This is a genomic window from Methanothrix thermoacetophila PT (assembly GCF_000014945.1).
Taxonomy (GTDB): Archaea; Halobacteriota; Methanosarcinia; order Methanotrichales; family Methanotrichaceae; genus Methanothrix_B; species Methanothrix_B thermoacetophila.
In genome coordinates, this window is the sequence record NC_008553.1 from 1,689,818 (window position 1) to 1,702,763 (window position 12,946).

10 protein-coding genes and 1 CRISPR repeat array are annotated in these 12,946 nt (G+C 50.1%); of the genes, 9 read left to right on the plus strand and 1 reads right to left on the minus strand.

The window, feature by feature from the left end; translation table 11 throughout:
- Positions 1 to 4 precede the first annotated feature (4 nt).
- Genes cas10d through cas2 form a run of 7 tightly spaced genes read left to right on the plus strand, consistent with a single transcriptional unit; the run spans position 5 to position 6,107 of the window.
- Complete coding sequence (cas10d, locus tag MTHE_RS09270) at positions 5 to 442, plus strand: type I-D CRISPR-associated protein Cas10d/Csc3 (RefSeq protein WP_175265936.1); 438 nt, start codon at positions 5 to 7, stop codon at positions 440 to 442.
- Complete coding sequence (cas7d, locus tag MTHE_RS08155; RefSeq protein WP_011696704.1) at positions 439 to 1,428, plus strand: type I-D CRISPR-associated protein Cas7/Csc2; 990 nt, start codon at positions 439 to 441, stop codon at positions 1,426 to 1,428. The genes cas10d and cas7d overlap by 4 nt, the downstream gene beginning before the upstream one ends.
- 5 nt (positions 1,429 to 1,433) lie before the next feature.
- Complete coding sequence (cas5d, locus tag MTHE_RS08160; RefSeq protein ID WP_011696705.1) at positions 1,434 to 2,195, plus strand: type I-D CRISPR-associated protein Cas5/Csc1; 762 nt, start codon at positions 1,434 to 1,436, stop codon at positions 2,193 to 2,195.
- A gap of 10 nt (positions 2,196 to 2,205) precedes the next feature.
- Entirely contained in the window at positions 2,206 to 4,296 is a 2,091-nt protein-coding gene (gene cas3, locus MTHE_RS08165) for a type I-D CRISPR-associated helicase Cas3' (RefSeq protein WP_011696706.1), read from the plus strand.
- Complete coding sequence (gene cas4, locus MTHE_RS08170) at positions 4,283 to 4,855, plus strand: CRISPR-associated protein Cas4 (RefSeq protein ID WP_011696707.1); 573 nt, start codon at positions 4,283 to 4,285, stop codon at positions 4,853 to 4,855. Before cas3 ends, cas4 begins: the two co-directional genes overlap by 14 nt.
- Entirely contained in the window at positions 4,852 to 5,844 is a 993-nt protein-coding gene (gene cas1d, locus MTHE_RS08175; protein ID WP_011696708.1) for a type I-D CRISPR-associated endonuclease Cas1d, read from the plus strand. The genes cas4 and cas1d overlap by 4 nt, the downstream gene beginning before the upstream one ends.
- Positions 5,841 to 6,107, plus strand: a complete 267-nt coding sequence (gene cas2 / locus MTHE_RS08180) for a CRISPR-associated endonuclease Cas2 (RefSeq protein ID WP_011696709.1) — start codon at positions 5,841 to 5,843, stop codon at positions 6,105 to 6,107. Before cas1d ends, cas2 begins: the two co-directional genes overlap by 4 nt.
- Positions 6,108 to 6,218: 111 nt before the next feature.
- Positions 6,219 to 10,640: direct repeats of the CRISPR family, unit length 37 nt; unit sequence GTCGCAACGAGTGAGAAAACCCGATAGGGATTGAAAC.
- 24 nt (positions 10,641 to 10,664) lie between these two features.
- Here cas2 and csa3 read toward each other — a convergent pair.
- Positions 10,665 to 11,294, minus strand: a complete 630-nt coding sequence (csa3, locus tag MTHE_RS08185; RefSeq protein WP_011696710.1) for a CRISPR-associated CARF protein Csa3 — start codon at positions 11,292 to 11,294, stop codon at positions 10,665 to 10,667.
- 135 nt (positions 11,295 to 11,429) lie between these two features.
- On the opposite strand from csa3, the gene cas6 reads away from it, so the two are divergent.
- Complete coding sequence (cas6, locus tag MTHE_RS08190; RefSeq protein ID WP_175265937.1) at positions 11,430 to 12,299, plus strand: CRISPR system precrRNA processing endoribonuclease RAMP protein Cas6; 870 nt, start codon at positions 11,430 to 11,432, stop codon at positions 12,297 to 12,299.
- A 190-nt stretch (positions 12,300 to 12,489) separates the two neighbouring features.
- Positions 12,490 to 12,849, plus strand: a complete 360-nt coding sequence (locus tag MTHE_RS08195) for a DUF4064 domain-containing protein (protein ID WP_011696712.1) — start codon at positions 12,490 to 12,492, stop codon at positions 12,847 to 12,849.
- Positions 12,850 to 12,946 lie beyond the last annotated feature (97 nt).

Below are 12,946 nucleotides of genomic sequence, written 5' to 3' on the forward strand. Positions count from 1 at the left end.
TAATATGGATGTGTCCGACAGGATCTGTCATCTTGCAGAGCTCGGATTCGATATCGCACAGCCGAAGGGTTACAAGCCGTACGCGGTCGAACGTCTGTTTCGGGAGGCTGTGAAGGCTGTAACAGAACTCCAAGGGATGCCACTCTCCAAGCATGACTACATGGCAGCTGTTTCCGGAAAGATACAGAAGGCAATCGAGCGCATGGGGGACGATCAGGCGTTCGTGCCTGAGAGGAAGGGCCTCGACGAAAAGGCGGACAGGTTTGCCCAGCACTTCGTGGAGGAGATACTTAATGGCATCTGCGATGGAAGGCCTGGAAGGCTGAAGAAACTGGCGAACAACTTAGCTGACGGATACTATTCTGCAACATTGAATATACGAAGGAGATACTGGAAAAATAAGAATGCTGAGGATTTAAAGAATATGGAGGAATCTGTATGAACTACGAGGAGCTGAAAGACAAATTCGGAAAGAGCATGGCTGAGGGGCTTGTGGATGAGCTGACAAATGAGCCGAGCGCTCATTATGTTCACATCCTGCTGCTCAGGGAGCTCCAGTCCAGCGCGATCTTCACAACCAACGGACAGGATGCAGATATAGCAAATGTTGGAATACATGCGGAAGATGGGTTCGTGGAGTACTCGCCGGTGATGATGTTCAAGAGAAAGCAGACAGGAAGCGATCGCAGGAAGGGCAAGGAGCTGCAGAGGAACCTGCTTGGGATAGATGATACCATGAGCGTCAACGAGATGAAGCAGGACTCCCCGGAGTCGATCCTCTACGGGAGCGCGGCCGGCGAAGAGGCGATCTCGGTGACGTCCAGGGTTATGTATGATACAGCATATTCGATCAGGGATTCCAGCGTCCTTGTTGAGGAGAAATTCCAGAACGCCCCTGGGGATGCATTTGCAAAGGGCGCGACGACTGCAATAAGAGAGCCGGACTTTATCATGCCAGGAACGCTGTTCCCATGTGTCGTGACACTGAGAGACGCGACATTCGAGGAGCTTGTCTTCGTGCTGGGTGTGACGAAGATGAACAAGAGATACGGCGCAGCGACCTCCAGGATTGGAAGAGTCGAGAACCACATACTCGGGATATACTACGGGATAGAGGAGGGGCCGGCGAACCTGTACATCTCACAGGAGATAGCGAGAAGGCTGGCAGCCGTTGATGGGGGTATCACCACTGATCGCCTGAGAAAGGTCCTGTACAGCCCCACTCTTGATGTCGAGGTTATCAAGGATCTCACAAAAAAAGTGTTCGATGAGAATATCAAAGAGATGGACATCGAGCATCTTGATAACGCGGACAAGCTTGTGAGCGCCATATCTGCGGATATTGTAAAGGAGGCTCTGGAGATACAGAAGGAGAAGGCCTCAAAGTTTTTCAGCAGCGTTAACTCCAAGGGAAGTAAGGGCGGGTGAGTGCGATGAGCGAGAGCTTCCCGGCGGTGGAGTGCACCATAGAGACTATGGACCGCACGCTCTATGCCTCCAGGGAGGTGGGCGATCTCGTTGACGCTGGTGACTACATACTGAACACCGCGCTGTACTACGCACTTGGATTTACCTCCGGGAGGTATGTGAACAAGGGGAATCGCCCCTCTTACATCGAGGATACATCCAGGATCTACAGTAAACTGTATATCACACCGGCCAGGCCTGAGCCAGCTGAGGAGTACACGAGACGCGTCTGGGGTTTTTCCAGAGCTGACGTGCACGTCGGCGGCCATTCTATGGGTTCGTGGAATGCAAGGCCGCACAGGTACGCGGTGAAGAACTGGAGCGCACAGGAAGATCCCAGCAAGGGCAAGAACATACCAAAGTTTGGGAGGGAAAGGGTTCTGGATCAGCAGAACCTCTTCACCGCCTACATACTTCTCTACGAGGGCGATGTTGGATCCCTGGAGATCCCGAGATACATCCGTCTGGGAAAGAAACGCTCCAAGGCCAGAGTCACAACGAGGATCGTCAAGTGCGAGATTGGAGAGGGCGAGTTTCTATCCAACCATCCATTCGGCATATATGACTATGAGGGTGTGCCGATCGGAGATCTCATCTCGGTCAGAATGCGACCAGTGCCGCTCGTAATCCAGGCAAGGTACAAGGGAAGATATGTCAGGATCCCTGATGCAGGCAGAGGAGATGTGGTGCTCCCATATAGGCTTGAGTTCCTGAAGAACAGGAGATGAGGGTAACCAGATGTCCGGTGAGGAGAGATCCAGTTATATCATAGATCTAGATGGTTTGCGCCTGGCTCGGACGGGTTCCAGCTATCTGAGCGGCATGAAGCCTTTTATGCATCAGGTGGAGAGCGAGAGGCTGATAAAAGAGGAGGACATGCTGTTTCTCTTCAATCACAGCCCCACAGGTTCAGGAAAGACGGTATCGTGGTTGAAACCTGTCCTGGATTCGAGGATGAAGGCAATCGCTGTTTATCCCACGAATGCGCTGGTGATGGATCAGAGCATGCAGATCAGGCGGATGATCGAGAGATACTATGATCCTGAAGATTACCACGTGCAGGCAGTCACCAGCGATCTTCTGGCTGATGAGAGAAAGCTGTATCCGGATGAGAGCGGTCTTCGAAAGGGGCAGCTTCTCAATCGTATAATCAGAAAGGGGCGTGGGCGGGGGCTCGTACTACTGACAAATCCGGACATACTCACACTCGCGCTCAAGGACGCATACTATGATAATGATTTACGTGAGTCGATCCGAAGCGTCGATATTCTGGTGGTGGACGAGTTCCATCTTGCCTCAGTGAAGCAGAGCGATATGCTTCTCTTCATGGCTCACGAGATCTGCGACGATAGAAGGAGCAGTCTAAGGAAATTCGTGTTTCTCAGCGCCACTCCGAATCAGAAGATAATTCAGAGGGCAAAGCAGGCTGGATTGAAGGTCGATATTCTGAAGGACATGAGCACACCCCTCTCATGTTCTTCAGGCCATCCCGTTCTTCCAAAGATCAGGCTCGAGCTCCGATGCGGTGGGATATTCAGGACATACGAGCTCATCAAAGAGGATATCGACTACTTTGTTGATTTCTGTCAGAGGCCGATGGATGATGGGAGAAGGGCGAGGACGGTCTTCATACTTGATGGTATCTACGAGGTGGATGAGATTTTCAGCGTTCTGAGGGACCGGCTGCAGGATTTTGTTGTGGAGAGAATCGATGGGCTTCACCCTCCAACCCCTGAGAAGCTGGAGAGGTTTGATGTGCTGGTCTCGAACTCCTCAGTAGAGGTGGGCATAGATTTCGATGTGGACAGACTCGTCTTCTCCGGATACACAAAGAGCCAGATGATTCAGAGAATAGGTCGCCTCAGGAACAAACCCGAGAGCGCGGTCTGCGAGGCAATCTGCTTCGTTCCGCATGCGTTTTACGATCACCTGAAAGGCAGAAGGTCTCTTACAAGGGAGGAGCTCGTAAAAGAGGCCGGGAAGGTGATCGATTCCAGCCTGGATCTCTCATCTTACTCAAAGATATACTCGCCGCTGGAGGCGTTTCTCTATCTCAGTGCCAGGATCGACGGCAATACGTGGAGGGACTATCTCGGCGAGGAGCATCATGCCAAGGGTATGCCAGATGCGATTCGGGGCGATGAGTGGATACGGACTCTGCGCATAATGGAGATGCATTTTCTTGATGGCGAGATCGATTGTGAGACGTTCGAGATGCTCAGGAGCGAGTCGGAGGGCCTCAAGGAGGGGCTGCTGAGCTATCGCGGATCGCGCTTCCAGGCGCTGCTGTTCGATGTCTCCGATAAGCAGCTGAAGCTCTACGACCTCATGTATCTCCTAAGGCGAGGTGATGTGGAGTTCCTGACACCACATCGCTTTGTTGCGAAACTCAGGTCGCTGTACGGAGATGAATACGAGTTTGGCGTCAGAGAGAAATACGAATCGATGAAGCGGTTTGCTGCAGGTTTTTGTTGGTACAGGGGAACGATAGACGGCACCAGAAAAGTCATCTTTAAAGGATCCGGTAACGCTCATTATAAAGACATCATGTTCAGCACTCCAGAGCATCTCAGAAAACCACGGCTGGTATCTGGATTCAAGGCTGAGGTCGAGCCGGGCATCCCGTCTATCGCATATCTCAATAACACACTGGGAGAGTACAGAATCTTCGCCCGACTGATCAATCAGAGCACTTCGTATCTCAAGGCAAAGTTCAATCTCGGGGATTTCTTCTACCTCTATCCATACTCGGGAGGGAGAAGCGTGGCATTCGGCCACGACGCCCTGTACATAGACTGTCTTCTGAGAGAAGAGCATGCAGGAAGATGAGCTCGTAAACGTCGGTGATATCAATCAGTATCTTTACTGTCCGAGAAGATACTACTATATCAATTATTTCGATACCATCGAGATGAACTATTACCTGAAGGATGGACAGATAAAGCACGAGATGCAGTCGAGAAGAGGAGGTTGGATAAAGGAGCTGTATCTGAGATCCGAGCGGCTGGGAATGCATGGCAAGATCGACGTCATAGAAGTGAAGAATGTCCTCAGCAGAGGTGAGGTTCTGACCCCCATAGAGCGAAAGAGAGGCACGTCGTATCATGAGAATGATGTGATCCAGCTCGCTGCATACTGCATGCTGCTGGAGGAGTTCCTTGATAGACCGGTTCGTCTCGGCTACATCTATCTCTTCGGAAATAACGAACGATATGCTATCAAGATAACAGACGATCACAGGTCGAGGGTGATTCAGGTGGTCAATGCGATAAGGAGCATGAGCATCGACCGCATCCCGGGGTTTGTCGAGAACAGAAACAAATGCGAAAAGTGCAGCACATCTCAGTACTGCATGCCCGAAGAGACCGAGATTCTGGAGGGAGTATGATGCCCAAGGCAGGAGAGGGGCTCTTAGAGAACAGCGTTGTTTACATCACCAAACAGGGCGCCCAGGTTGGCGTGGATGGTGGAAGGATAGTTGTATACTCTAAAGATGAGGGCGAGATTGCGTCCTTTCCGATGGGTCAGGTTGACACGATAAACATATTCGGGAACATCAACTTCACAACTCCATTCGTCGCCAGAGCAAACGAGCACGGAATCGTGCTCAACTATTTCACACAGAATGGTCATTATCGGGGGAGCTTTGTCCCAGAGAGAAACACGATAGCAGAAGTGCGGCGGAGGCAGTATGCTCTCTCGGAGGCCGACCGCCTGAGAATAGCGAGCGTGATCATCCGGGCCAAGATAAGAAACTCTAGGACAATGCTCTACAGGAGAGGGGCATCGGATGACAGGCTGGGGGAACTGGAGGACAGGGTTGCGGATGCTAACGATCTTGATGAGCTCAGAGGGCTGGAGGGCGAGGCTGCGGAGATATATTTTGGTATACTCAAACGTTGTGTTCCACAGGACTGGAGCTTCGAGCGGAGGAGCCGGAGGCCGCCGGCTGACCATATGAATGCACTTCTCTCTCTGACGTACAGCATGATTAAGAACGAGGTGCTGAGCGCCTTGCGGCAGTACAATCTGGACCCCTTTCTGGGTATCCTGCATGCTGACCGACACGGAAGGCCGGCGCTAGCGCTCGATCTCCTGGAGGAGTTCAGGCCGATCTTCTGCGATGCCTTCACGCTGCGTCTCATCAACAGGGGTGTCCTGAAGCATGAGGATTTCCAGGTGAACAATCATCTCAAGGAATACGCTTTCAAAACATATCTGGGGAAGTTTGACGAATACATGCAGGAAGAGTTCAGGCACCCGAGATTCGATTACACTGTTACAAGAAGAAAGGCTGTGCGCATGCAGGCGATCTTGCTCCGTAAAGCGATAACCGGAGAGATGAAGGAGTATCATCCGCTGGAGTTCAAAAAATGAGGCTGGCTGTTACTTACGATATCAGCGATAATCGTATACGTACCAGGGTGTTCAGGATACTTGAAAGTTATGGTGCCTGGAAGCAGTACAGTGTCTTCGAGCTCGAGATCAGCGATGTTCAGCGCCTTGAGATGGAAGCCAAGATCAAATCAGTGATCAAACCAGGGGACAAGGTACGCATATATGAGCTGTGCGAACGCTGTGTTGGTGCCATAGTCGAGATCGGCGAGAAATCCCCTACAAGAAAATCGAACGTGATTTGAGCTTTCCTGAATCTTTTTAAAGGCTGTGTACGCAAGAGGTTCAAGATTTTAAGGTCGAAATCAATGCTCTCAGAAAGCTTTAAGTCGAAAAAGAACCATTTCAGCTATGCCGTCGCAACGAGTGAGAAAACCCGATAGGGATTGAAACTGAACGGAGATGTAAGATTTGTGGGGTTCTGCTGGGTCGCAACGAGTGAGAAAACCCGATAGGGATTGAAACTGCGCTGGATGTCGCGGGAGAGCTCATGGTGGATCTGGGTCGCAACGAGTGAGAAAACCCGATAGGGATTGAAACTGATCGAGAATTTGACCTCCACGGACCGCTCGGACATCGTCGCAACGAGTGAGAAAACCCGATAGGGATTGAAACTTCGATGACACGACAATGTGGAGGTGGCACGAAGGAAGTCGCAACGAGTGAGAAAACCCGATAGGGATTGAAACTAAGATTCTTCAGACGATCTGTGTCATTCGTGATTTGTCGCAACGAGTGAGAAAACCCGATAGGGATTGAAACCTACCACCGGAGCATGGAGACCGCTTAGAATCAATGTCGCAACGAGTGAGAAAACCCGATAGGGATTGAAACTGGAGGATGACCTGGGATATGTTATACGATTCACTGAGTCGCAACGAGTGAGAAAACCCGATAGGGATTGAAACTAAATGCCACAATTGCGGAGAGGTTTCGAAGTTCGAGTCGCAACGAGTGAGAAAACCCGATAGGGATTGAAACCGAATCCCGACTGGAGCACTATAAAATTCTGTTCAATGTCGCAACGAGTGAGAAAACCCGATAGGGATTGAAACTAACCCTCTTCACCCATGCGCCCATTGCTACCTCGCTCGTCGCAACGAGTGAGAAAACCCGATAGGGATTGAAACTCAGTTCCCTTTTCATCGGGATTCGCCTTGCAACAAGGTCGCAACGAGTGAGAAAACCCGATAGGGATTGAAACCTGTCTGTCTTCGCAGTTATCAGCGCAGCATGTGAACGTCGCAACGAGTGAGAAAACCCGATAGGGATTGAAACTGTTTTGGAATTCCGACAATGACGGGCACGGTTCAGGATGTCGCAACGAGTGAGAAAACCCGATAGGGATTGAAACAGCTCCATCGCGCACAATCCGACTGACCAATGCCTTATCGTCGCAACGAGTGAGAAAACCCGATAGGGATTGAAACTATTCGTCGGAAACTCAGGACAATTCGAGCATATCTCGAGTCGCAACGAGTGAGAAAACCCGATAGGGATTGAAACCATTAAAGCAGTCTTGAGATCACCCTTCACAGTCTTGTCGCAACGAGTGAGAAAACCCGATAGGGATTGAAACCGGAAGGCCAACGGGGAGCCATTCGTCGGCGACGACGAAGTCGCAACGAGTGAGAAAACCCGATAGGGATTGAAACAACCCCTTGGGAATGGCAAATCTCCAGACCCCAAAAGTCGCAACGAGTGAGAAAACCCGATAGGGATTGAAACTCTGTAGTAGTCGCTGGAGAATATCACAGGGATCTCGTTGTGTCGCAACGAGTGAGAAAACCCGATAGGGATTGAAACAACATTCAAAATGGATAAAGCCGGTCCGGAATACATTGTCGCAACGAGTGAGAAAACCCGATAGGGATTGAAACCAAGAGTTTCCTTGATCTCATCAATAATTTTATACAGTTGTCGCAACGAGTGAGAAAACCCGATAGGGATTGAAACCTACTGGTGGATCGAAGAATGTTACTCCAACATGCACGTCGCAACGAGTGAGAAAACCCGATAGGGATTGAAACAAATACTCCGCATCGTGATAATGAATATCCCCAGATGTGTCGCAACGAGTGAGAAAACCCGATAGGGATTGAAACCTGGTATGACAAAGGTAACGATTAAATGGGATAAATCGTCGCAACGAGTGAGAAAACCCGATAGGGATTGAAACTGCGGCGGTTGGTGCAACGGTTACCGGTGGAGTTGTGTCGCAACGAGTGAGAAAACCCGATAGGGATTGAAACTATTCCATCTAGATCAACCTCATCAAAGTTTTTATTCGTCGCAACGAGTGAGAAAACCCGATAGGGATTGAAACCAATAAATCCATCGGATGTTATTACGTTCATCTAAAGTCGCAACGAGTGAGAAAACCCGATAGGGATTGAAACAAATATTTCTCTTCTCATTCAATGATCTCCAAACCCCGTCGCAACGAGTGAGAAAACCCGATAGGGATTGAAACGGGTATTTCTGGAACGGAAGCCGCTACTCAATTGAGGTGTCGCAACGAGTGAGAAAACCCGATAGGGATTGAAACTGGATGTTTTGAAGTCAGGAGGTGCGTCAGATCTCGGGGTCGCAACGAGTGAGAAAACCCGATAGGGATTGAAACTTAACGACTTCCTCAACGGCATCCTGAGCTTTCGCGATGTCGCAACGAGTGAGAAAACCCGATAGGGATTGAAACTATTATCTCAAAATCGTAGCGCTGTCCGGCCTGAAGAGGTCGCAACGAGTGAGAAAACCCGATAGGGATTGAAACCATATGATGTACTCGTGCCTATAGCTGATTACCAGGGTGTCGCAACGAGTGAGAAAACCCGATAGGGATTGAAACCAGGCGAATTATCTTCATATCTTGCCTCCAAGTTATATAGTCGCAACGAGTGAGAAAACCCGATAGGGATTGAAACGCAAAAGATATTACGTGCCCGCGGCCGGACATCATAACGTCGCAACGAGTGAGAAAACCCGATAGGGATTGAAACTATACATGTCACCGCGCTTTGATTACCGCATACACAGTCGCAACGAGTGAGAAAACCCGATAGGGATTGAAACTATGATATGATTATGCATATTATTGAGATATACATATAGTCGCAACGAGTGAGAAAACCCGATAGGGATTGAAACTTGGGCGAGTCTCGAGGCGGAACCCCGCCTCGGAAAAGTCGCAACGAGTGAGAAAACCCGATAGGGATTGAAACGCATCTCATTTTGCATCAGCTCCTTACAGAGGGAGCTGATGTCGCAACGAGTGAGAAAACCCGATAGGGATTGAAACCAATCAGCTCACATACAATTAGAAATCATACAAACAGTCGCAACGAGTGAGAAAACCCGATAGGGATTGAAACTGATGTGGTATTCCTGAGTACCAGCGGGAGTTGGTGTCGCAACGAGTGAGAAAACCCGATAGGGATTGAAACTATAACTTTCTAACTCATCTTTGAGATCACTCACCAGTCGCAACGAGTGAGAAAACCCGATAGGGATTGAAACAATTTAATTTCGTCGAGGATCATATCAACTTTTTCCAAAGTCGCAACGAGTGAGAAAACCCGATAGGGATTGAAACAAATATCTCGGAGGAGAAAATAAAATCGAAGTGAAGTCGCAACGAGTGAGAAAACCCGATAGGGATTGAAACTCGACGTAATCCGGACTGCATACCCATGCCATTCGATTGTCGCAACGAGTGAGAAAACCCGATAGGGATTGAAACAAGACAAGCTCGTTTGATGGATAATCCGCGCCCAGCTCGTCGCAACGAGTGAGAAAACCCGATAGGGATTGAAACGAGTGAGATGGCTCAGAAGGATTACTATGAGATACTCGGTCGCAACGAGTGAGAAAACCCGATAGGGATTGAAACTCGAACAACGACTCGCCAGGAGCCGACTTCGCATGGGTCGCAACGAGTGAGAAAACCCGATAGGGATTGAAACGCATTGCATGAATCGAATTATCCGTATCTGCATCTTTCGTCGCAACGAGTGAGAAAACCCGATAGGGATTGAAACCTGTCCCCGTTCAAGTATGGTTATCATGGACTCCAGGGGTCGCAACGAGTGAGAAAACCCGATAGGGATTGAAACGTCCAATATTCATCCCCGCGCGGCTGTACGACAATCCCGTCGCAACGAGTGAGAAAACCCGATAGGGATTGAAACTCCCGGATTCCGTGGAAGTGCTCCTGCAGGCATAGGTGTCGCAACGAGTGAGAAAACCCGATAGGGATTGAAACAAAATTTTCAATAAATCCATCTCTGGTCCTTACTCGCATGTCGCAACGAGTGAGAAAACCCGATAGGGATTGAAACCGACTCCGGAGGCCGGCATGCTCCAGCCAGCGGAGCAAAGTCGCAACGAGTGAGAAAACCCGATAGGGATTGAAACCCTGACGCATACTGGTAGTATGCGTCATCTCTATACAGTCGCAACGAGTGAGAAAACCCGATAGGGATTGAAACATATTGATGGATTCATGGAAGTACGATGCTGAGAAGGGGTCGCAACGAGTGAGAAAACCCGATAGGGATTGAAACCTGCTCACGCGGGCATACTTTCTGGCTGGCTCTGAGGTGTCGCAACGAGTGAGAAAACCCGATAGGGATTGAAACTCGTGATTCCGCCATCCGTAATACTCTTCCTCACAGTCGCAACGAGTGAGAAAACCCGATAGGGATTGAAACCCGCCCATTGCAGACTTGAATGCGGAGATGAGGTCGCAACGAGTGAGAAAACCCGATAGGGATTGAAAGATAGGGATTGAAACGTAGAAATTCTCACAGAAAGAGCTTTCCGGTGATTGTTATCCTTACCTCCTTCGTCTTGCCCCTTTGTGTTACATCCACCGCCTTGAGTTCTGCCAGAGTTGCGACCTGTCTGGATACGGAGCTTTCAGATATGTTGAGGCGCTTTGCTATATCCATTATGTTTGTCGGCTGATGCTCCTCTACATCTTTCAGAATCCTTAGATACCTTTCATCAAGAGAGGCCTTGATGTTCGGTAGCTCGATCTCCTTGAGGGATCGATCTATATCGCTGAAGTTCGTCGCCTTGTAGATCCTGTCGCTGACGCAGAGGCAGGCGATCGTGAAGGCCAGAAATATCTCCCTCGGACCGCCTGAGAGGTTCACTATGAGTTTGCCCTCTGAGCTCCTGAGCAGGTCTCTGAGGGAGAGCACCATGCCCTCAAAATCCCGGTGATCAACCCTGTGAATCTGAAGATCAATCGAACTGTCGATCTGGATGGATAGATCCCTGATCGCCTGGACTGCAAGCTCGCCGCGCTTGTCCCTCTCATCCGCAGGACGCACCAGGACGATCCTGTCACCCCCTTCTATACCGTACTTCACTATCAGAGAGATCAGCTGGGAAGAATCGAAGCCTAATGGGGAGACGTATGTCTTCATCGCATTTAGCTAGAAGTTTATGCATAAATGCTTTTTTGTTGCAATTTATGGGATTTGAAGCCATACGATTTCAAATTAAAGATATCAATGCAATTATCGACAGGTTTAAATCCTTGTACAACTGATTTTTCATCAATGCCTCATAAGATAACACTGATAGCAAGACCCGTGGACACATTCGAGGTGCCATCGAGTGAAGGATATCAGCTGTATTCTGCGCTCCTCAACATAATAAGACAAGAAGATAAGGATGTTGCAACGCACGCACATGATTCCCCTCTGAGCAATCTATCGCTGAGCCCATTGCGCGGCGCCTTCATGCCTGGAGATCGTCCGAGGCACAAGAAGCTCGATCCAGCATGCAGCTACTCAATGAAGATCGGCATAGTTGATTCCAGGGAGAGCGAGCTTTTCTCATCCATAGTGAGACAGCTGGTCCTCCAGGAGAGGCGTCTCGTGCTGGAGAAGGGCGAGCTCCAGGTCGAGAGGGTCAGCACATCGGCCTCAAGCTTCGCGGAGCTGCTTTCGCCTTCATGCGATCACGAGGACCCTGGCGTGGATATCAGGTTCATCTCGCCCACATGCATACAGTACAGGAACAGCGGTGTCTGCGAGATGTTCCCTCACCGTGAGGCTGTCTTCTCATCCCTGCTGGCCAAATGGAACTCATCGTGCCCGGATGGATTCAAGATGGATATCGAGAGGGACGAGATGGCCAGGTTCATCATCGAACGGCCGGTATCATATGAAACTCACAGCGCGATGGTGAACACAGTATTCGATAGGAAAAAGGGCCATCACAGACCGATCCTGAGGCCTGGATTCACAGGCAGATGCATCTACACATTCACGGACGATGCGCCTGATGACGTGAGAAATGGGATACTGGCTCTATCGAGATTCGCTGAGTTCAGCGGCATCGGAAGCGCTGTGGCGAGGGGATGCGGAGCCGTCGAGGTGCGCATCTGCAAGTCAGATAAAATCTCCACAGGCCCCGCACGATAAACCTCTTTTGGAAAACCCGAAAGGGATCGCAACAATCAACTCCAACCGTCACCAAGGCTCCACAATCGATATCGCTCTCTTCCCGTCGGGATGTGGGTGGATGCCAGGGCGGTTTTTGCAGCATCGGTTCTGCGCCTTTTTAGAATGCCCTGGCCTTGAGAGACCAGGGCCTAAATAAGGTGGTGGATCTATGAGCAGAAATGCTGAGCTTGCTTTGGGTATTGTGGGAGGACTGTTCGGAATACTGACCGGAATAATCGTCATGTTCATAGGAGGCATTGGCGGCGCGGTTGGCGCGGAGGGCGCTGAGACGGTGACCGTTCTGGGATTTGGTGCCATACTGTTCGGTATCATCGGCATCGTGGGTGGTGCGCTCGTGACGCACAACCACAGAGCCGGAGGCGCACTGATGCTTCTCAGCGGAATACTCGGCTTCGTGACGACATCTGCTTTCTGGATCATCGCAGGACTCATACTGATCGCCGGTGGGATAATGGCACTGAGATCACAACCCACACCAGACCAGCGGAGCAGCGGGGCGGCTATATGATGTTGCCGCCGCGCATCCCCTATTACAAATCATGCGCTTCAGAGGTTGCCGGTTGTTACCGATTTTCCCGTCTCAAAGAAGGACATACAGCTTGGAT